A 20,462-nucleotide genomic window follows, 5' to 3' on the forward strand; every position below is an offset into this window, starting at 1 on the left:
CGTGGGGCTGGACGCAAAAGGATTTGCAACATTCGCGCCCGAAGCACGCACCCTTGCCTGGGCGCAAGCGGCCCATCGGCTGGGCATGGCGGTCGCGCGCGATCCCGCGATGCGCGCCCAGTGGCTGCGCCATGGCGATACCTGGTTTGTCGGAGTTGATGCGCTGCCCAATGCGCCTGATGGCAGCATTGACGGTGTGCCGTTGCAGGGGCCGTGGCAGGGCGCGATTGATCCGCCCGATCACTGGCACCACGCCCAGCTTTCGGTGATCTATCCCGGATATCCGCAACAGGACAGAGAGGCCGCGGCGGGATTTCGCTATCGCACGCAGCGCTGCGCAGCCCATGTGGACGGGCTATTGCTTGAAAACGGGCGCCGTTTCCCGCGCGAACCCCATGCGTTCATCCTTGGAATTGCCCTGAATGACAGCGCGGCCTGCCCGCTAACCGTCTGGCCCGGCAGCCATCGGGTGATGCGCGCGGCCTTTGTTGACGTCATTGGCGCACGCGATCCCCGCGATGTGGATGTGACCGAGGTCTATATCGCTGCGCGAAAAGCTGTGTTTGCCGATTGCGCGCCCTTGGCGCTGCCGTTGCGGGCCGGTCAATCCGTGCTGCTGGATCGTCATCTACTGCATGGCATTGCGCCGTGGCAAGCGGGCGATGTAGCCCCAGCCGAGGGCCGGATGATGGCCTATTTTCGCCCGCTTTGTACCGATCCAGCCGATTGGCTGCGTGGCTAGGGGCGGAGCCTCCGGCGGGGATATTTTAAGCAAGATGAGAGTGTTACGGTGTGTTCTTAAGACGTGCGGCACGTCCACCGCGACGTTGGCGCAGCAGTGGCGCGCGTGATGGCAGATCGTTCATCACCGCCTTGCGCGCTTCGGGTGTCAGGCGTGACCAAGCACCGATTTCGTCGATGCTGCGCAAACAGCCGGTGCACAGCCGTGTGGCCGGATGGATCACGCAGACCTTGATGCAGGGGCTGTCGATTTCGGCGCGTTTCCAGATATCGTCGCTCATGATGCGGACCTGATATGGGCCAGCCGGTCCAGCATCCCTTGCAGGATATAGGCGGCGGCGATGTTGTCGATCACTTCGGCGCGGCGCTTGCGTGATGTGTCGGCCTCGAGCAGGGCGCGTTCTGCGGCGACCGTGGACAGGCGTTCGTCCCAGAATGTGATCGGCAGGGGGGTAAGCCGTTCTAGATTGCGGGCAAAGGCGCGGGTCGCTTGCGCGCGTGGGCCTTCGGAACCATCCATATTGCGCGGCAGGCCCAGCACGATCCCGCGGATGTCGCGCGCGGTAGTAATTTCAAGCAAACGGTTGGCATCAAGCGTGAATTTCTTGCGTTTGATGGTTTCAAGCGGGCTGGCCACCGACCGCATCACATCCGACACCGCCACACCGATCGTCACGGTCCCCAGATCAAGGCCGGTAACAGCGCCATGCGCCCCCAGTTGGGTGGCAAAATCCTTGGCATCCTCAAGGATCATTCGCCAAGCCCCGCTTGCGCGGCGGCGTCTTCGATCAGGGCCAGATCGGCCTCTTGCCCTGCAAAGGCCGTGCGCGCCTCGTCCAGGATCATCTGCGCGCGTTCGGTTTCATTCAGCACCCCAAGGGCGGTGATCAGGCGCGCCCAGTCGCTTGCCGGTCCGCCCTCGCTGGCCAGACGCTCGGACAATTGCGATACCATGCCCGCGATCATTTGCGCGCGGTCTTCACTGCTCATGTCGGCGGCGGCGGCGATGTCTTCATCCGACGGGCCGCGCGCGGCGGGCACGGGGCCACGCGGGGTGATGCTGGCCGGGTCGAATTCTTCGCCCGCAGCAAAGGCCACATCGGCGATTTGCGCGTTGGCCAGCGCCACATACAACCCTTGCGGATCGCCCGATTCCAGCACCCCGCGCCACAGCCGCAAGGCCAGATCGGGGCGGTCGGTTTGCGCATAAAGCAGACCTGCGTAATAGCGTGCGGGCACGTTGCGCGGGTCAATTTCCAGCACCTGCAGCATGACCTGTTCGGCTTCGGGCGTGACATAGCCATTGGTCGCCGTGACCAACCTGTCAAGCAGGCCGATCCGGTCCGCAACGGTGACGGCATCCCCCTTGAGGCGCAGCACCTGCTCTTGCGCGCGGCTGGCGGCGGCATAGTTGCCGATACGGGCCTCGTGCAGGGCCAGCAGTTCCCAGCCCTGCAATTCGTCCGGGTTCTGGGGCACCACGGCGCGCAACTGTTCGATCATCGCCAGATATTCGGGCGGGATTTCCGCCAGAACGGCCCCTTCGGTGCCATAGGCTGCCTCGGCCTCGGGTTGGGACAGGCGATTGGCGCGCAGCGCATTGCCTGCCGCGATCCGGTCGGCGCGTGACAGATCGGGGTAGGGGCCGGTGCTGTCGAACGCGCCAAGCGCGATGTAGATGCCGACCGCAAGGGCGATGGTCGTGGCCAGCACAGCGACACCCGCGCCCCGACTGAGGCCCAATGACGCGTTGCCCATGACAGCCCCCGCCGCCTGATCTGCGGCCAACAAACGGCGCGCGATTTCGGTGCGGGTGCGGGCGGCCTCGTCCTCGGCCAGAACACCGCGCGCCAGATCGCGCTCAACCTCGGCCAGTTGTGCACGATAAAGCGCAACATCCTCGTGGCCCGATTCCCCGGTTTGGGCCGCCCGCCACAGGGGCGCGACCAGCGCCAGGCCCGACAGCAACGCGATGACGCATATGATAACCCAGAACAGCATTATTTCCTCGTTCGTTTGATGACATCTAGCCTGTGCGCGGGCCGGAAAAAAGGCCCGATATCGGATTGTGATGCGCCCAATCAGCGCGTCCCCTTGGCCATGTCGCAAAATTGTGCATTTGTGCCGCAACGAGTATCCTCTTTTTCGCGGTCTGCCCCAGAACCAAGGGGACATCTACCACGATATCGAATCCAACACGGGGACTGCCGATGAAACGCTATTCTGCATTTGCGATTGCGCGCGAGGCGATGCGCCAGCACAGCGGTTGGACACGGGCCTGGGGGTCGCCGGCACCCAAGGCGAAATACGATGTGATCATCATCGGGGCAGGCGGGCACGGCCTTGCGACCGCTTATTATCTTGGGAAAAACTTTGGCATCACCAATGTGGCGGTGCTGGAAAAGGGCTGGCTGGGCGGCGGCAACACGGGCCGCAACACGACGATCATCCGCAGCAATTATCTGCAAGACCCGTCCGCCGCGATCTATGAAAAATCGCGCAGCCTTTATGAAACCATGTCGCAAGACCTGAACTATAACGTCATGTTCAGCCCGCGCGGCGTGATCATGCTGGCGCAAACCCATCACGAGGTGCGCGGCTATCAGCGCACCGCCCATGCCAACGCCCTGCAAGGGGTCAAGACCGAATTCATCAGCCCCCAAAGGGTCAAGGAACTGGTGCCGATCATGAATATCGACGGGCCGCGCTACCCGGTGCTGGGCGGTTTGTGGCAGGCACGTGGCGGCACGGCGCGCCACGATGCGGTGGCCTGGGGTTATGCCCGCGCATGCAGCGACATGGGCATGGACATCATCCAGCAATGCGAAGTGACGAACATTCTGACCGAGGACGGCAAGGTCACAGGTGTCGAAACCAGCAAGGGCAAGATCCTGTGTGACAAGCTGGGCGGTGTTGTCGCGGGCCATTCGGGTGCTTTGGCCGAAATGGCCGGGTTCCGGTTGCCGATCGAATCCGTCGCCCTGCAGGCGCTGGTATCCGAGCCGATCAAACCCTGCATGGATGTGGTCGTGATGGCCAACACGGTGCACGGATACATGTCCCAGTCCGACAAGGGCGAGATGGTGATTGGCGGCGGCACGGACGGCTATAACAACTACACCCAGCGCGGCAGCTTTCACCATATCGAGGAAACCGTGCGCGCGCTGATCGAAACCTTCCCGATGATTTCACGCCTGAAAATGCTGCGCCAGTGGGGCGGAATCGTCGATGTGACGGGGGATCGCTCGCCGATCCTGTCAAAAACACCCGTCGAGGGCATGTTCATGAATTGTGGCTGGGGCACTGGCGGGTTCAAAGCAATCCCCGGGTCCGGCTGGGCCATGGCAGAGCTGATGGCCAAGGGGCAGTCACCGCTAACCGAGGAATTTTCGATGAACCGCTTCCGCGCGGGCAAGTTCATTGACGAAAGCGTCGCGGCGGGGGTGGCGCATTGATGAACGCCGCACGCCAACCCATTTTCTGCACAGAAAATGACCGAGAAAATGTGCATTTTCTCGCCCCGTTCGGCGTGCAAGGCGCAACTTTTGGCCGATCCGCCCCCCGCATTTCAGCCACCTCCCGCCCAAACCCGGCGGGGATTTCCGCCGATCTTTCTTTGGCGGCGAAGGCACGCATGATGTCCCTGTCTGCAACACAGGAGGACACATCATGGCTGACTATGACTACTCCACCAACGCAAAACCCGGCAGCGGCGGCGGCATCGGCCTGCTTGTCATCGCGGGCGTTGTCGTTCTTGTCCTGCTCTGGGCGATCCTCGCCGGAGGCGGCGCAAACGTCGACAACACCACGCCTGAAGCCGCAGCGCCTGCAGCGATCGAAGACACAACGCCGGTCGCTCCCGCGCAATAACATAACTGACCACTCACCAACCCTTGGCGGGCGCAGCGATGCGTCCGCCTTTGGCGTGTCCACCCTTCGCCCAAAGGTATCCCCATGCTGACCCTTGAATGCCCCTGCTGCGGTATCATTGCCGACGAAACCGAACTCCACGCGGGCGGTGAAGCGCATCTCAAGCGTGAAACTGTCGGATCATCGGATGATGATTTCGAGGATTACCTGTTCATGCGCGAAAACCCAAAGGGCGTGCATTTTGAACGCTGGCGGCATGTTGCGGGCTGCGGCAAGTGGTTCCACGCCGCGCGCTGCACCACCACGCTCGAGGTGTTCGGCACCTATCCGGCCCAGACCCTCGCACCACCTAAAAACATCACAGACAAGATCAGCGCCAAACGACCGGGCTGGACATGGAGGGCTTTCTCATGAGCACACGTCTGGCAACAGGTGGCCGCCTGCTGGATCGCGGCGCGACGATGGAATTTACCTTTAACGGCAAGCGGATGCAGGGGCACGCGGGTGATTCCTTGGCCTCGGCATTGCTGGCCAACGACCAGATGCTGGTGGGCCGGTCGTTTAAATACCACCGTCCGCGCGGCCTTGTGGCCAGCGGCGCCGAAGAACCCAACGGGCTGGTAAACATGGGCGAGGGCGCGTTTTTCGAACCCAACCAGCGTGTCACAACGACTGAATTGTTTGCCGGATTGAAAGCCGAAAGCCAGAACCACTGGCCCAGCCTTGAATTCGACGTGGGGGCAGTCAACGCGAAACTCTCGCGTTTCATGCCCGCCGGTTTCTATTACAAGATGTTCATCCACCCGCGCCCCCTTTGGAAGCATGTTTACGAACCCTTTATCCGCAAGGCCGCGGGTCTGGGCCGTGCGCCCACTGAAATGGATGGGTCGACTTACGAGCATTTCTACGCCCACGTTGATGTGTTGATCACCGGCGGCGGGATTGCCGGATTGGCCGCTGCACTGGCCGCTGGCCGCGCCGGTGCCGATGTTTTGCTGATCGAACAGACTGCCCATTGGGGTGGCCGCGCCCCTGTGGATCACGCGCAAATCGACGGGCTTGACGCGGATGCTTGGGTGAAGGACGCCGTGCAAGCCCTTGAAAATATGGATAACGTCACAATCCGCAGGCGCACCATGGGTGCAGGTGTCTATGATCACGGCTATGCGCTCGCCTATGAACGCCTTTCCGATCATAGGCCTGAAAGTGACGGCCCGCGCCATCGCTTGTGGCGTATCCGTGCCAAACAAATCGTGACGGCGACCGGCTCAATCGAACGGCCGCTGTCATTTGCTGGCAACGACATTCCCGGCGTGATGCTGGCGGGCGCTGTGCGCGATTATGCCGTCAATTACGGCGTGTCGGTCGGTGATCGCACCGTTGTCGTGACCAATAACGACGATGCTTACCGCACGGCGATTGCGCTGAAACAGGCAGGACTGGACGTGCCGGTGATTTTGGATGCGCGCGCTGTCGTCGATGGCCCGCTGCCCCAGCAGGCCCGCGATCTGGGGATCCGCGTCGAGGCCGGCAAGGGCATCGCCCATGTGAACGGCACCAAGCGCGTGACCGGCGTGGCGATTTGCGCGCAGGCGGGCGAGGGTGCAGAATTGGAAGAAATCGCCTGTGACGCGGTCGCCATGTCGGGCGGCTGGTCGCCTGTGGTGCACCTGTGGTCGCACTGCGGTGGCAAGCTGGTCTGGGACGACGCCCAATCGCACTTCCGTCCCGACATGTCGCGCCCGCCTTTGGGTGCTGACGGGCAGGGGTTTGTGTTACCCGCAGGGGCTGCGAACGGGGCGATGTCCACTGCCGATGTGCTGGCGGATGCCTTTCAATCCGGTGCCGCCGCCGCCAAATCCGCAGGCGCTACGGGCAAGCCCGGCAAGGCCCCCGCAGGTGACGCGCCCGAAGAGTCGCCGATGGCCCCTGTCTGGCTGATGCCACAGGGCGCAAGTTACAAACTGCGCTCAAAAATGTGGCTTGATTATCAGAACGACGTCAAAGTCAGCGATGTGCAACTGGCCGCGCGCGAAGGCTATGAAAGCGTTGAACACACGAAACGCTATACTACGCTGGGGATGGCCACGGATCAGGGAAAGCTTAGCAATATCAACGGGCTTGCCACGTTGGCGGGTGCGTTGAATGCGTCGATACCTGCCGTGGGCACAACCACATTCCGCCCGCCCTATACCCCCATTTCCATGGGGTCGATCGGCGGCGAGGCGCGGGGTGATCTGTTCCAGCCTTTGCACAAGACCCCGATGCACGATTGGCACGATGCCAACGGTGCCGATTGGGAACCTGTCGGCCACTGGCGCCGCCCATATGCATTCGTGCGTGATGGTGAAACCGTCGAACAGGCGGTCCAGCGCGAGGTGGTCAATACCCGCGAAAACCTTGGGCTGCTTGATGCCTCGACCCTTGGCAAGCTGATCGTGCGCGGGCCGGATGCGGGCAAGTTCCTTGATATGCTCTACACCAACATGATGAGCACCCTGAAACCGGGCCGTTGCCGTTATGGCCTCATGTGCACCGAAAACGGCTTTCTGACCGACGATGGCGTGGTTGCGCGGATCGACGAGGATACCTTCCTGTGCCACACGACGACCGGCGGCGCGGATCGCATTTACGCGCATATGGAAGAATGGCTGCAAACCGAATGGTGGGACTGGCAGGTCTATGTGACCAACGCCACCGAACAGTTCGCGCAGGTCGCCGTTGTGGGGCCAAACGCCCGTAAGGTCTTGGAAAAGCTGGGCGGTATGGACGTGAGCGCCGAGGCACTGTCGTTCATGGGCTGGGCGGATGGCACCATTGGCGGCTTTGATTGCCGCGTCTATCGCATCTCGTTTTCGGGCGAATTGTCGTTCGAGATTGCCGTGCCGGCATCACAGGGCCGGGCGTTCTGGGATGCACTGCTGACGGCGGGCGCGGAATATGGCGTCATGCCCTACGGCACCGAATGTCTGCACATCATGCGCGCCGAAAAAGGGTTTATCATGATCGGTGACGAAACCGACGGCACCGTGATCCCGCAGGACTTGGGCCTGCACTGGGCAATCTCCAAAAAGAAAGAGGATTTCCTAGGCAAGCGCGCGCAGGAACGCGAGCATATGGCAGACCCGAACCGCTGGCAACTGGTCGGCCTTGAAACCACCGATGGATCGGTCATTCCCGACGGCGCCTATGCGGTGGCCGAGGGCGTGAACGAAAACGGCCAGCGCAACACCCAAGGGCGCGTGACATCGACCTATCATTCGCCCACTTTGGGGCGCGGCATTGCGATGGGGCTGGTGCTGGATGGGCCGGACCGGATGGGTGAAGTGATTGATTTCCCCAAGGTGGACGGCACCAGTGTCAGCGCGAAAATCGTCAATCCGGTATTCTTTGACCCTGAAGGGGAGAAGCAGAATGTCTAATATTATCAGCGCGTTGAACGGGCAAGAGGCGGTTGGCGTGACCACGGTTGTTGAACGCGGGTTGCGCGGAATGATCACCCTGCGTGGTGATCTGGCGGGCGCCAAGCTGAAAAAAGTCTGCAAGTCTGTGACGGGTGCGGACATGCCCGGCAAACGTGGCGTGACCTCGAAGGGCGAAAACGCAATCGCATGGATGTCGCCTGACGAACTGTTGTTGCTTGTGCCGCATGGCGAGGCTGACGATGTCGTTGCCAAGATCGACGCCGCCCTGAAAGGCACGCATTATCTGGCCGTGAATGTGTCGGACGCGCGGGCGATGATTTCCGTGCAGGGCAAGGGCGCACGCGAGGTTCTGGCACGGGTCTGCCCCGCTGATTTGCGGCCCAAGTCGCTGGGGTCGGGCGAAATGCGCCGCACGCGGCTGGCGCAGGTGCCCGCAGCGATCTGGACGGAAAACGGCACAGATTTCAACGTGATCTGCTTCCGCTCGGTCGCGGGCTATGTGTTCGATCTGCTGGCCAATGCGGCGGCCACAGACGGGCCGGGGATGCTTTAGGCGGCGATGTCCTTGGCGGGCAGGCATTGTTCCACCCAGTCGCTGTTGTCCGCATAGCCCAGTGATTTCAGGGAATCGGCATACCGTTCGGCGTAAGGTTCGGCAATTTCGCGCGGCAGTTTCGTGACCCATTGTGCCTTGGCCCCGGAATTGACGTGCAGCGCGACGCGATCTTCGCGGTCGTCTTTTTTGGCAAGGCCGCCGAACAGTGACAAGTCCCAATAGGTCTGCACGGCGCGGTCGATATCCAGACCCTCAATCGCAAAGTCGGTCAGGGTCTTGCGGAACAGGGCGCAATCCGTGTCCTCGATCAGGTCTTCGTATTTGATATCCGCGGCGCGCGGGTGGCCGTAGGGCCATTTCAGCATTTCCTGCACGGTCTTGTCGTGCTTGTGTTCCATCTCGAACATCATGCGGGCGTGATCGTCGGGCAGGGCGTTCAGGTGGTCCTGATAATTCACACCGCCCCATTCATCGCGCACCTCGCGCAGGAATTTTTCATTCCCCAGCGGCGCAATCCGGTGATAGCGCATGCCCGACAGCAGCACATCGCGCGGATCGCGGATGATGTGGATAAACCGCGCGTGATCCATGTCCATCAGCGCCTGTGGAAAGGTCGAGGACCAGTTGACGATAATCTGCGGCCCCGTTTCGGCGGCATCGGCCAACCGTTTGGCGCGGTAGCATTGCATGAACGGGATATCCTGATCGCGCTGGATCGCGCGGAACACTTTGCGCATCCAGATCGTGCCGGTCTTGTGGTGTGTGCCAATGCAAAGGTAACGGGCGGTCATTCGGCGGCGTCCTTCATTTTTTCGAAAATGCCGGTGTCGATGAAGGTGCGGAATTCCGGCACGGTCAGTTGGTAATCCAGCACACGGCGCGAACATTCCGCGCAGGCCCGCACCAGTGCCGCAAGATCGCCGTCTTGCAGCCAGTCATCCATCTGCGCGCGCACGCCATCGGTAGGGATCGTGCTATCCTCGTTGGTATTGATGTCGTATTTGTCCCAATACTCCATATCAATCCGGTCTTTGTTTTTTGAATTGGCGGTGCCGCGCAGGCGCTTGAGCAGGAAATCCTCGCGCGATTTCACGGCGTAGTGGTTCACCTGCGCGAACTCGTTGCTGACGTTGTCCTTGTTGCCGCGCCAGCCCCGTTTCAGATATTGTTCGCCCATCGGTTTGCCTGCGCCATTCACCATCACAGCCATGTCGGGCAGGATTTCCTTAGTCTTGTGGAACTTCGGGCGATGCACGCCGAAAAAGTCGAAACTTGACGGGCGGAACAGGGTCTTGAACCCCCAGACCAACCCGTTTTCAGGATCATCAAAGGATGATCCGCGGGTAAAGCGTTCGATCACCAGATCGTCGGACATTTTTGATTGCCCGCAGCCGCCCATCAGCCGCCAGTTGATCGAAACGGAGTCCGCATCCGCAGGGCAGGCGTCAATCAAGGCCTGAACCGTGCGATCCCCCACATGGACGTTCAGAAATTCGTCGGCGTCCACGATTAGCACCCAGTCGCTTGCGCGCACCCAGTCCATTTTGCCCGCACGGCTGTATGCGGCGCGCTGCGGGTCCATGCGCGGCCCCAGCGGGTTGTCAAAGTGTTTGACCACGCCCATCTGGTCAAGCCGGTTCAGGATCAGGTTGGTCCCGTCTGTGCAGTCGTTTGAAAAGATGCAGAAATCCGTGACTCCGATGCTCTTGTGATAGGCAAGCCATTCCAGCAGATACGGCCCTTCGTTTTTCATCGTCGAGACGAGAGTCACGTTTGGGGTCACAGTGGGGCTGGCCATATCAGGCGTCCTTTTTCGCGGGGGTCTTAGCCGCCGCTTTGGTGGTTTTGCGCGTGGTCGTCGCCGTTTTGGCTGCCGTCTTGCGCGTTGTTTTCCTGGCTGCCGTCTTGCGAGCGGTCGTCTTTTTGGCGGCCGGTTTCTTGGCCGCCGGTTTTTTCGACGCGGCCTTGCGGGTGCGTTTCGCAGGTGCCTTGGGTGGTGGCGCCACCGTATCGGGATCGCTGGCCACTTTGGCGGCCGCTTCGGGGGTCACTTCGGCGATGATCTCAGCCAATGGCGGGGCCGGTTCGTTCAGATCAACGCGCGCGGTCTGCGCATCGCGCACCTTTTTTACCTTTTCGGCCTTTTCACGCAGTTTCGCATCGCGCGGCCCATCGCCTGCGGCCTGTGCCGCCAGCGCGATTTTCTGCGTGCGTTCGTTCATCAGTGGCACGCCCAGCCCCGCAGCCTCGGGCGTGTTCAGGAAGGGATTGTCGTCCAGACTCATCGCTTTTTCGGTGTTTTTCTCGCGTTCGCGCAGCTGGTGGGCATCCAGACGGTCTTCGGGCTTTTCGCCCGCCGCTTCCAGCAGCGCCTGACGGGTTTCACCCTTTTTCGCGGTCTGGGTCTGGGCGATCATCTTGGCGATCACCTTGTCAGGCACGCCCTGGGCCTGCATTTCCTTGACCTTTTCCTGCCATTGCTTGGGCAGGTGCTGGATGAACAAAACCTCGTCGATCTTGTCCAGCGGCACTTCGCCCGCCTCTTTCAGCTCGGCCAGCCAATGATCGTATTCGCCGGTGCTGCGCAGCTTTTCGACGCGGGCGGCGTGAAATTCCAGCGCCTTGTCCTGCAAGTCGCGCATGACCGGATCAGACAGGATTTGCGCCATCTTTTTCTTGGTGCCCTTGGCGTGGCGGGTGGCGTTGATCGCTTCTTCTTCGTTGCGGTCAAACAGCGCGAAATAGGCGGCGTTATACTTGTCTTCCTTGTTGTTCACGTTGCCCCGCACACGGCGCAGCAAATAGGCCTCATACGACTTTACGGCGTAGTGGTTCAGCTCAACCAGCTTGTAGCCCAAGGTCGGTTTGGTGGACCGCCAGCCTGACAGCGAAAATTCATCCGGCATCGGTTTGCCGGAGCCGTTCAGCCATAGCTGATCGAACAAAAGCTTAGCGTTTGCAGGCTCTTGCTTGGCTTTCTTGATGTGGGGGCGGTGGATGCCCATCTTCATATCGCGGTAGGGCTTGAAGATGGTTTTGACGCCCCAGCCTTTCTTGAACATGTCCGGTGCGCCATGGGTGTAGTTTTCAATCACCAGCCCCGGATTCCAGTCGGTGATCCCGTTGGACCCAAAGAACCGCCATGTGATCGCCATGGCACTGGCGGCCGGATCCATCCGTTCGATCAGATCGCCGATATGGCCGCGCCCGCATTTGATCGACAGGAATTCATCCGCATCCATCGTCAAAATCCAGTCGCTGTTCACAACTTCGGGGTTTTGCGTGGCCAGCGTCAACGCGTTGGGTTGGGGCTTCTTGCCTTCTGGGACGTCATTGCGGAAATGCTGTACCCAGCCCATTTCTTCAAGCCGGATCAGCATGTCGTCGGTGCCGTCGCTGCAATTGTTGGTATAGACGCAGATGTTATCGAAACCGATATGCTTGTGATAGGCGACCCATTCGACAAGCGAATGACCCTCGTCCTTCATCATGGAAAGGATCGTGTAGGTGTGTTTGGGGGCCATCTGGCCTGCTCCTGCTCTGATACGCGCCTGTGTCGCACAGCACGGGTTAAGGTGCGGTTAGGTGCGGCCGGTTTTGTCCGGATTGTTTCCCATACCATAACAATACACAGGGCAAAGTCCACCAGCGAAGGGGGGCGTGGCACAATTTTGCAACTGATTTCTTGGGTCATTAGACCTTGACGCCGCCCGTATGAAGGCTTTGTTAAAGGGGAGCGAATTTGAAACACCAAAAGGGGGACCACCCATGTCTTTTAGCCTTCCCGACCTTCCCTATGCCCACGACGCGCTTGCCGCCAAGGGCATGTCAGCCGAAACGCTGGAATTCCACCACGACCTGCACCACAACGCCTATGTGACCAATGGCAACAAGGCGATTGAGGGCACCGAATGGGCCGGCAAGTCGCTTGAGGAAATCATCACCGGCACCTATGACGCGACCGCCGTGGCGCAGAACGGGATTTTCAACAACATCTCGCAGCTTTGGAACCACAACCAGTTCTGGGAAATGATGACACCAAATGCATCGTCCATGCCATCCGAGCTGGAAAGCGCAATCAAGGACTCGTTTGGCAGTGTCGACGAGTTCAAGTCTCAGTTTTCCGCCGCAGGCGCGGGCCAGTTCGGGTCCGGCTGGTGCTGGCTGGTGAAAAAGGCTGACGGCGGCTTGGCCGTCACCAAAACCGAAAACGGCGTGAACCCGCTGTGCTTTGGTCAGACGGCACTGTTGGGTTGTGATGTGTGGGAGCACTCCTACTACATCGACTTCCGCAACAAGCGCCCGGTCTACCTGACCAACTTCCTTGATAATCTGGTCAATTGGGAAAACGTCGCCAGCCGCATGTAAACCGACGACGAAAGTTTCTGACGGCGCTCCTCGCGGGGCGCCGTTTTGCATTTGTGCGAGGCCGCGATGAAGGGCGGGTTTGAGCCCAAAGTACGGAATGCTGCGCTGTGGATGAATGGCAGCTATTCGCAGGATGTCCTGTAACACGCATTCGATTGAAGGGAGATATCGAGCGGCATAAGATTTCAGTATTGAAAGCCTACGCGGAGACGGCCTTGATCAACTTAGAACCAACAATTTCACAGATTGAGAAACTACTCGAAGAGAATACTGAAGCGAGTGTGACCTATGCCGCCCTTGAGTGCCGTCTGGCTATCGAGCGAATTTGCTATGAACGTCTCCGGTTGGCGCATGACTACATTTCTCACGATGATCTGAGGAAATGGCAGCCGAGGGATATTGTGAAGACGCTCATTCAAGAGGTTGATGAACACGCAGCAACAACGCTGACTATTTCGATCGCCCCTGAAGTGCCGTCGGAAAACACAACAGAAGGGTTCAAGGCGTTGGACTGGAAGCCTCTCGGAACGCAAATTGGGTTCAACCCAAACCAATTTGGGACGCTATGGAACGGACTTGCGAACCTTGCCCTGCATATCGAAATCCCGACTTCGAAAGATACGACCGTCAAACAATACGGCGACATGCAAGCGATAGCATCTAAGGTCAAACAGGCTCTTGCTGAAATTAAGCAAATATCCGAAAGCACGTTGATGTCTACCGGCATGGGCGAGGAAGTTTCTTTTGAATGTGTCTGCGGTTCAAAGAACAAGCGGCGGCTTGAACTGCTAAAGGACGGGCAGACTATTAACTGCATAAATCCCGATTGTGATGAAAGCTATGTATACGTCCAGTCTGACATGTCCTTCGGGCGCAGAACCTTTGAGATTGTCTGTCGCGCTTGTGAAGCATCCCGCGACATTCCTAAGCGGATGGTTGAGAAACTCAGGACCGATCAACGCATTCACTTCGACTGTGAAGGGTGCAACGACACCATTTATGTGTCGTGGCGTCCCATGCAAGCGCAGCGAACGGAACCGCCCCAGAAGGATTGAAGCAACCTTCCGATTGGCCCGACCATTGCAAAAGTCACCATTTGTTGACCTAATCAAAGCGGACATCGGCGCAATTGCAGCGAATTCACACTAAGTCCGCAGAGCGGTCGCTGATGATTGTTGATTTCCGCTTGTGTCAGCCCGTAAATACAGTCTGCAACGCGGCTTCAGCCTCGCCAACGTCCGCCGCCAAAGTAACAAAGTCGCGCAGCGTCGCATCGGCAAAGCCCTGTGCGATCACATGGTCCAGAAGGCCGACCAGCGGATCCCAGAACCCGCCCGCGTTGACCAGAATGATCGGTTTGGCGTGCAGGCCCAGCTGGCGCCACGTCAGAACCTCGAAAAATTCGTCCAAGCTACCCGCACCGCCCGGCAGCACGACCACCGCATTGGCGTTCATATACATGACCTTTTTACGCTCGTGCATGTTCTCGGTGATGATGAACTGGTCCAGATCGCGTTTGCCGACCTCCCATTTCAGCAGGTGCACGGGGATCACGCCAAAGGTTTTGCCGCCCGCGGCTTGCGTTGCATTGGCGACCAGCCCCATCAGCCCGACATCGCCTGCGCCATAAACCAGCCGCCAGCCGTTGCGCGCCAGCATCGCGCCGGTGTCGGTGGCAACCTCGCCGTAAACGGGCAGTGCGCCATTGCGCGACCCACAATAAACGCAGACAGATTTCGTGGTGGACATGGGCGTTCCTTTGGGCAGGGTGCGAATGGGCTTTTGACCGCTCATATCGCGCTTGCTAAGGTCGCTCAACCGAATGGGGCGGCGGGCGTGCACTTGCGCCTGCGCGGAAGGACAAGACGTGACGAAAGAGACATCATTTTTCAGCGGCACGGCCGGACTGGTGACAGGCGGCGTTTGCGCGGCAATCGTGATCGGCGTGGCGGTGCTGCTTTACTCAGGGGGCGACGCTGTCGTCGATGATCCGGCAATCGTTGCCACGCCCGATGTGGTGGCTGATGACACCGTGAGTGCCACGCCCGATGTGGTGGCGGATGACACTGTGGATGACGCTGCGGATGCCACGCCTGATGTCGTCGCTGATGGCACCGCGGTTGTTGCGCCCGAAACCCTGGCCGCACCCGATACCACCGATGATGATCAGGCGGCAGTCGCCGACATCGCCGCCGACCCGGAAACCCCGGCGCTGCCTGCCCCCCGTTTTGACGTGATCTATGTCAATCCCGATGGCACCGGCACCCTTGCGGGGCGCGCGCAGGCAGGCGAGGTTGTGGCGGTGCTGCTGAACGGTCTGGAAATCGCACGCACAGTTGCGGACGGGCAGGGCGCGTTTGTCGTGTTGCTTTTTCTTGCGCCTTCGGATCAGCCGCGCACCGTTGACTTGTTGGCTGATCCGGACGGCACCCCACGCGCGGCGGCCGAGACGCGCATCATCGGGCCAACGCAAGCGCCCGAGGTCATTGCACAGATCGCCCCGGACGTGGTCGACCCTGACACACCGGCCAGCGCACCGGACGTAGCGCAGACCGCGCCAGCGCCGGTTGAAACAGCCGATCCCGCCGCCGAAGCGTCCGCGCCTGCCACCGCAGGCCCGATCACCGAAACGCCCGACACCGATACGCCCGACACTGTCGCCCCCGCGATCCTGTCGGCTGACGCGGACGGCGTGCGTGTGGTTCAGCCCGCTGCACTGCCCGACACCCCGCCCGATGTCATGGCGACAGTCGCGCTGGACACGATCACCTATGATCCGGCGGGTGATGTGCTGTTGGGTGGTCGGGCGCAGGCCGGCGGGTTCGTGCGGGTTTACATTGACAACCAACCGGTCACGACATCCCCGATCAGCGAAAGCGGCGACTGGCGCACGGACCTGCCGCAGGTCGACACGGGCGTCTATACCCTGCGTGTTGACGAAGTGGATGCGCAAGGCACCGTCACCTCGCGTATCGAAACCCCGTTCCAGCGCGAGGAACCCGCCACCGTGGCCGCTGCCATGGCCGAGGAAACCGGCGCGGACGGATTTCGCGTGGCCGTGAAAACTGTCCAACCCGGTGCGACCCTCTGGGCGATTGCGCAGGAACGCTACGGGCAAGGTGTGATGTATGTGCAGGTCTTCGAGGCCAACCGTGACCGCATCCGCAACCCCGATCTGATCTACCCCGGCCAGGTGTTCGTGCTTCCCGAAGACACGCAATGACCCCCGCCGATGATATTCCCGCCCTTGCGCTGACGTGGCACCGCGCGGGGCGCGGGGCGGTGCTGGCAACGGTCGTTGAAACATGGGGGTCCGCGCCGCGCCCTGTTGGCAGCCAGTTGGTGATCGACAGCACAGGCGCGATGGCAGGGTCCGTGTCGGGCGGCTGCGTTGAAGGGGCGGTGGTCAGCGAAGCCTGCGATGCCCTTGCCGACGGGCAGGCGCGCCTGCTGGACTACGGCGTATCGGACGATGATGCCTTTGCCGTTGGTCTTGCCTGTGGTGGGCGCATCCGTGTGCTGGTCGAGCCGGTGGGCACGGTCCTGCCCGAAACCCTGTTGGCGGACCTTGTGGGTTTGCGCGCGGCGCGCCAGCCCGCGGCCTATGTCGCCGATCTGGACGGCCCCTCGCGCCGGATTGATCGCACCGGCCACGCAGAACGCTTTCGCGCGGACAGGTCCGGCGTTGAAAGCGACGGGCGCACATTTGTCGCCATTCACAATCCGCCGCTACGCATGGCGATCATTGGTGGCGTGCATATTGCGCAAACGCTGGTGGGGATGGCACAGGCCTGCGGCTATGATGTGACAGTGATTGATCCGCGCACGGCCTTTGCCAATGCGGCACGCTTTCCTGATGTGGACCTGCTGGATGACTGGCCCGATGCGGCAATGGCTGCGCACGGGCTGGACAGGCGCACCGCCGTGATCACGCTGACCCATGACCCGAAACTGGACGATCCGGCGCTGATTACCGCCTTGGGTTCGGATGCGTTCTACATCGGTGCACTGGGATCAACGCGCACCCATGCCAAGCGGGTAGAGCGGCTGACGGCAGCGGGGTTTGATGCGGCGCAGATCGCGCGCATCCATGCCCCTGTCGGGCTTGATATCGGATCGCGCAGCCCGGCTGAAATCGCGCTCAGCATCATGGCGCAGGTCACGCAAACCCTGCGCGCCTAGGGGGCGCCTTGCATCTGTCAAGAAAACTTTCCTATTCTCACAGCGGGTTTCGCGTGATTAACTGTTCAAAACGGCACATATAGGGGGGTGACGTGACGCAGATTGCAATGATCGTAAACGGCACGCCTGTGTCGGGTGATGTCGAAGGGCGCACCCTGCTGGTGGATTTTCTGCGCGATGACTTGCATCTGACGGGCACCCATGTGGGCTGCGATACCAGCCAGTGCGGCGCCTGCACGGTGCATGTGAACGGGCTGTCCGTCAAAGCCTGCACAATCTTCGCCATCGAAGCGGACGGCGCCGCGGTCTTGACCATCGAAGGCATGGCCAAGGATGACGGCACGTTGTCTGCGCTTCAACAGGCATTTCAGGATCACCACGGATTGCAATGCGGGTTCTGCACTCCGGGTATGGTGATGTCGGCAGCGATGCTGCTCAAAGAGAACCCCAAGCCAACCCAAGCAGATGTGCGCACCTATCTAGAGGGCAATCTCTGCCGCTGCACCGGCTATCACAACATTGTAAAGGCGGTCATGGCTGCGAGTGGGCAGGACGTGGGCGCAGTTGCAGCGGCGTAAAGTAACTTAAAACGAGGACGTATTAATGAAAAAGATGACACTGACCGCAGGCCTTTTCGTGGCACTTGGCGCAACATCGGCATTGGCCGAAGGGTTTACCGTGCAAGACCTTGGCGTGACAGCCTCGCGCGAGGCCTGCATGGCCGCGGGCGAAAGCGCGATGCGCCGCTATGTGGATGTGAACGGCGGCGGCAGCGTCGATCCAACCACCTGGGTTGTCTATGGCTGGGATCTGCAGCCGGGCGATCAGGACGTCACCATCATGTGCCCCGTGGTCAATGGCGGTGTGATCAACGGCTTTATGGTTGTGCACGGCGAAACCACCGACACGGACCGCATCTATACCGCCGACACGCTGGCGCGGTTGTTTGAAAACCCCAAATAGGCGGCACCCAAGGCAGAATTGACGCCCTCGCAGTGTTTTGCGGGGGCGTTTTTGTTTTGGGTGGTGTTGAAGGGCGCGATTGACCGTTGATATCCACGCCACCCGGCGCGCCTGCGCCAAGCCCGACCTCCCCCATGGGAGGGCTTTCAACAACGAATGCTGCGCGTAAGACGTAAGTTGGGCTGCAAAACAACTGCCGCACGTGATCGCCGGACCTCCCGAGGTCTGGCTTGGCGCAGGCCCACCTATCGCTTGCACTGATCGCCCCACCATCCTACCATTTTTCACCCCTGTCGGAGCCACTCATGTACCCATTCGAGATCGAACGCCCCACGACCATCGCCGAGGCCGTTGCAGCATTGACAGATGAAGACGCGCAAGCGCTCGCTGGCGGGCAGACGCTTATTCCAACGCTAAAACAACGGCTTGCCATGCCCGAACGGCTGATCAGCCTGACCGCGATTCCCGAAATGCAGGGGATTTGCACCGGTGCGGACGGGGCTTTTTGCATTGGCGGCGCCACAACCCACCACGATGTGGCGCGCGGCGCTGTTGCCTTTCCCGCGCTGGCCGCCCTTGCGGATCAGATCGGCGATCCGGCTGTGCGCCACCGCGGCACGATTGGCGGTTCGCTGGCTAACAATGACCCCTCGGCCTGCTATCCGGCGGCGGTGCTGGCGACCGGTGCGACCATCGTCACCAACGCGCGCGAAATCGCGGCTGATGACTATTTTCAAGGCATGTTCACCACGGCACTGGACGAGGGCGAAATCATCACCGAGGTCCGTTTTCCCGTGCCACTTGCGGCGGGTTATGTGAAATTCCGCCAGCCCGCTTCGCGGTTCGCGCTGGTTGGCGTTTTCGTGGCGCGGTTTGCAGATACGGTGCGGGTCGCCGTCACGGGCGCCTCCGAAGATGGCGTTTTCCGCTGGCGCGATGCCGAAACAGCGCTGACGGCCAGTTTTACTGTCGATGCGGTCAAAGCGCTGACACCCCAAGGCGACATGATCAGCGATATCCACGGGTCAGCCGACTACCGCGCCCATCTGGTCAAGGTGATGACGGGCAGGGCCGTGGCCGCCGCCTGATCACTTCTTGTCGCGCGCCGCCTTTTCCTCGCGGGTCAGCTTGTTGTTCCAGACATTGTTGCTAAGGCCCAGTTCGGCAGGCGCAGGCTTGGTCTTGCCTTTGCTGACCTTGCCACCCTTGTTCAGAAACTCCTGAATAAGCGCGTCATCGGTGTTTTCTTTGGGGACATGTTTCATGAAGAAAGGCTAGCCCAAGCCGGACGCTATGGCAACGCGTCGCAAGTATAGAAAAAATCCTTCGGGTCGATGAGACGAACGATAAACTGCCCGCAGTCAAGGCGTCGCCGCCGTGCATTTCCAGACGGCCCGATTAGCGGGCGCCATGCCTGACCTCGGGAGGGCCTTTGGGACAAGCGACTCACGGGAAGTCGTGAAAGACTTGCATTCAGCGCACTGCAATTGCCAAAAGAATGCCCTCCCATGGGGGAGGTCGGGCATGGCGCGTGCGCGCCGGTTGTGGGTGTGATCGTCGGATCATAGCCAAATGAAAATGGCGGCCTGTGCCACAGACCGCCCTCCCAATTTATCGCTCGTATAAGCCCTACTTGGGCAGCGGCCCGATCAGCATGACCATCTGGCGGCCTTCCCGTGGGTTTGCCTGCAAACACACTCCCAAGCGGCAGACGTTTGGCACAAACGACGAGAGCGGCCTGTGCCACACAGACCGCCCTCGCATTTTATCGCTCGTATAAGCCCTACTTCGGCAGCGGCCCGATCAGCATGACCATCTGGCGGCCTTCCATCTTGGGAAAGTTCTCCACCTTGCCGTGCTCCTTGGTATCCTCGGCCACACGTTCCAGCAGTTCGCGGCCCAGATTCTGGTGCGCCATTTCACGACCACGAAAGCGCAGGGTGATTTTCACCTTGTCGCCGTTTTCCAGAAACTTGAACACGTTGCGCATCTTGACGTCATAGTCGTTGGTATCCGTGTTCGGGCGGAACTTGACCTCTTTGATCTCGATGATCTTTTGCTTTTTGCGGGCCTCGGCCTCGCGCTTTTGGGTTTCGTATTTGAACTTGCCGAAATCCATGATCTTGCACACAGGCGGGTTCGCGTTTGGCGAGATTTCAACCAGATCGAGGCCCGCTTCCTCGGCCATCACCATGGCCCGCGCAGGCGTAACAACGCCGACGTTTTCACCTTCGGCGCCGATCAGGCGGATTTCACTGGAAGTAATGCGTTCGTTGACGCGGGGGCCGGTATCACGCGCGGGTGGCGCGTTATGTGGTCTGCGGGCTATGATCTTTATCCTTTGATTGCGTGGTGCA

Annotated in this window: 22 protein-coding genes; 13 read left to right on the forward strand and 9 right to left on the reverse strand. The window is 60.5% G+C overall.

The window, feature by feature from the left end:
* The first annotated feature begins 1 nt into the window (after position 1).
* Complete coding sequence (locus SJY21_RS00690; RefSeq protein WP_377504745.1) at positions 2–742, forward strand: hypothetical protein; 741 nt, start codon at positions 2–4, stop codon at positions 740–742.
* Positions 743–785: 43 nt separating this feature from the next.
* On the opposite strand, the gene SJY21_RS00695 is transcribed toward SJY21_RS00690, so the two are convergent.
* From SJY21_RS00695 to ccmI, 3 genes are read right to left on the reverse strand one after another with little or no spacing between them, the layout of a single operon-like run.
* A complete protein-coding gene (locus SJY21_RS00695) occupies positions 786–1,022 on the reverse strand; it encodes a DUF1289 domain-containing protein (RefSeq protein WP_377504748.1) in 237 nt (78 codons plus the stop codon).
* Positions 1,019–1,495: a Holliday junction resolvase RuvX gene (gene ruvX / locus SJY21_RS00700; RefSeq protein ID WP_377504751.1), complete on the reverse strand. Its 477-nt coding sequence runs from the start codon at positions 1,493–1,495 to the stop codon at positions 1,019–1,021. The genes SJY21_RS00695 and ruvX overlap by 4 nt, the downstream gene beginning before the upstream one ends.
* Positions 1,492–2,742: a c-type cytochrome biogenesis protein CcmI gene (gene ccmI / locus SJY21_RS00705; RefSeq protein WP_377504754.1), complete on the reverse strand. Its 1,251-nt coding sequence runs from the start codon at positions 2,740–2,742 to the stop codon at positions 1,492–1,494. Before ccmI ends, ruvX begins: the two co-directional genes overlap by 4 nt.
* Positions 2,743–2,951: 209 nt before the next feature.
* Between ccmI and SJY21_RS00710 the strand changes: the two genes are divergently transcribed.
* From SJY21_RS00710 to SJY21_RS00730, 5 genes are all read left to right on the forward strand, one after another.
* Positions 2,952–4,196: a sarcosine oxidase subunit beta family protein gene (locus SJY21_RS00710; protein ID WP_377504757.1), complete on the forward strand. Its 1,245-nt coding sequence runs from the start codon at positions 2,952–2,954 to the stop codon at positions 4,194–4,196.
* Positions 4,197–4,410: 214 nt separating this feature from the next.
* Positions 4,411–4,611 carry a hypothetical protein gene (locus SJY21_RS00715; RefSeq protein WP_377504760.1) on the forward strand — a complete coding sequence of 67 codons (201 nt, stop codon included), beginning with the start codon at positions 4,411–4,413 and terminating at the stop codon, positions 4,609–4,611.
* Between the two features lie 84 nt (positions 4,612–4,695).
* On the forward strand, positions 4,696–5,025 hold the full coding sequence (locus SJY21_RS00720) for a sarcosine oxidase subunit delta (RefSeq protein ID WP_377504763.1): 330 nt from the start codon (positions 4,696–4,698) through the stop codon (positions 5,023–5,025).
* A complete protein-coding gene (locus tag SJY21_RS00725) occupies positions 5,022–8,033 on the forward strand; it encodes a sarcosine oxidase subunit alpha family protein (RefSeq protein WP_377504766.1) in 3,012 nt (1,003 codons plus the stop codon). The genes SJY21_RS00720 and SJY21_RS00725 overlap by 4 nt, the downstream gene beginning before the upstream one ends.
* Entirely contained in the window at positions 8,026–8,589 is a 564-nt protein-coding gene (locus tag SJY21_RS00730; RefSeq protein ID WP_377504769.1) for a sarcosine oxidase subunit gamma, read from the forward strand. The genes SJY21_RS00725 and SJY21_RS00730 overlap by 8 nt, the downstream gene beginning before the upstream one ends.
* On the opposite strand, the gene SJY21_RS00735 is transcribed toward SJY21_RS00730, so the two are convergent.
* Genes SJY21_RS00735 through SJY21_RS00745 form a run of 3 tightly spaced genes read right to left on the reverse strand, consistent with a single transcriptional unit; the run spans position 8,586 to position 12,116 of the window.
* Positions 8,586–9,383 (reverse strand): sulfotransferase domain-containing protein, encoded by a 798-nt coding sequence (locus tag SJY21_RS00735; protein ID WP_377504771.1) that lies wholly within the window; start codon positions 9,381–9,383, stop codon positions 8,586–8,588. The two genes, SJY21_RS00730 and SJY21_RS00735, sit on opposite strands and share 4 nt — an antisense overlap.
* On the reverse strand, positions 9,380–10,390 hold the full coding sequence (locus tag SJY21_RS00740; protein WP_377504774.1) for a glycosyltransferase family 2 protein: 1,011 nt from the start codon (positions 10,388–10,390) through the stop codon (positions 9,380–9,382). Before SJY21_RS00740 ends, SJY21_RS00735 begins: the two co-directional genes overlap by 4 nt.
* A 1-nt stretch (position 10,391) precedes the next feature.
* Complete coding sequence (locus SJY21_RS00745; RefSeq protein ID WP_377504777.1) at positions 10,392–12,116, reverse strand: glycosyltransferase family 2 protein; 1,725 nt, start codon at positions 12,114–12,116, stop codon at positions 10,392–10,394.
* A gap of 244 nt (positions 12,117–12,360) precedes the next feature.
* Between SJY21_RS00745 and SJY21_RS00750 the strand changes: the two genes are divergently transcribed.
* Together SJY21_RS00750 and SJY21_RS00755 are read left to right on the forward strand one after the other, a co-directional pair.
* Positions 12,361–12,960 carry a superoxide dismutase gene (locus SJY21_RS00750; protein WP_377504780.1) on the forward strand — a complete coding sequence of 200 codons (600 nt, stop codon included), beginning with the start codon at positions 12,361–12,363 and terminating at the stop codon, positions 12,958–12,960.
* A 107-nt stretch (positions 12,961–13,067) separates the two neighbouring features.
* The gene (locus SJY21_RS00755; protein WP_377504783.1) at positions 13,068–14,015 is read left to right on the forward strand and encodes a hypothetical protein; all 948 of its coding nucleotides are present in this window, start codon (positions 13,068–13,070) and stop codon (positions 14,013–14,015) included.
* A gap of 136 nt (positions 14,016–14,151) precedes the next feature.
* On the opposite strand, the gene SJY21_RS00760 is transcribed toward SJY21_RS00755, so the two are convergent.
* Entirely contained in the window at positions 14,152–14,709 is a 558-nt protein-coding gene (locus SJY21_RS00760; RefSeq protein WP_377504787.1) for a TIGR00730 family Rossman fold protein, read from the reverse strand.
* A gap of 118 nt (positions 14,710–14,827) precedes the next feature.
* Here SJY21_RS00760 and SJY21_RS00765 point away from each other — a divergent pair, with 118 nt between their 5' ends.
* From SJY21_RS00765 to SJY21_RS00785, 5 genes are all read left to right on the forward strand, one after another.
* Complete coding sequence (locus SJY21_RS00765) at positions 14,828–16,183, forward strand: LysM peptidoglycan-binding domain-containing protein (protein ID WP_377504790.1); 1,356 nt, start codon at positions 14,828–14,830, stop codon at positions 16,181–16,183.
* On the forward strand, positions 16,180–17,142 hold the full coding sequence (locus SJY21_RS00770) for an XdhC family protein (protein ID WP_377504793.1): 963 nt from the start codon (positions 16,180–16,182) through the stop codon (positions 17,140–17,142). The genes SJY21_RS00765 and SJY21_RS00770 overlap by 4 nt, the downstream gene beginning before the upstream one ends.
* Before the next feature lie 107 nt (positions 17,143–17,249).
* On the forward strand, positions 17,250–17,720 hold the full coding sequence (locus SJY21_RS00775; RefSeq protein WP_377513088.1) for a (2Fe-2S)-binding protein: 471 nt from the start codon (positions 17,250–17,252) through the stop codon (positions 17,718–17,720).
* Between the two features lie 25 nt (positions 17,721–17,745).
* Complete coding sequence (locus SJY21_RS00780) at positions 17,746–18,105, forward strand: hypothetical protein (RefSeq protein WP_377504796.1); 360 nt, start codon at positions 17,746–17,748, stop codon at positions 18,103–18,105.
* Between the two features lie 305 nt (positions 18,106–18,410).
* Complete coding sequence (locus tag SJY21_RS00785) at positions 18,411–19,193, forward strand: FAD binding domain-containing protein (protein ID WP_377504799.1); 783 nt, start codon at positions 18,411–18,413, stop codon at positions 19,191–19,193.
* Here SJY21_RS00785 and SJY21_RS00790 read toward each other — a convergent pair whose 3' ends face one another.
* Both SJY21_RS00790 and infC read right to left on the reverse strand, forming a co-directional pair.
* Positions 19,194–19,370 carry a hypothetical protein gene (locus tag SJY21_RS00790; protein WP_377504802.1) on the reverse strand — a complete coding sequence of 59 codons (177 nt, stop codon included), beginning with the start codon at positions 19,368–19,370 and terminating at the stop codon, positions 19,194–19,196. It lies immediately after the preceding gene.
* Between the two features lie 518 nt (positions 19,371–19,888).
* Complete coding sequence (infC, locus tag SJY21_RS00795) at positions 19,889–20,434, reverse strand: translation initiation factor IF-3 (protein WP_377513090.1); 546 nt, start codon at positions 20,432–20,434, stop codon at positions 19,889–19,891.
* Positions 20,435–20,462 lie beyond the last annotated feature (28 nt).

It is taken from the genome of Octadecabacter sp. R77987, from assembly GCF_042466115.1.
Taxonomy (GTDB): Bacteria; Pseudomonadota; Alphaproteobacteria; order Rhodobacterales; family Rhodobacteraceae; genus SW4.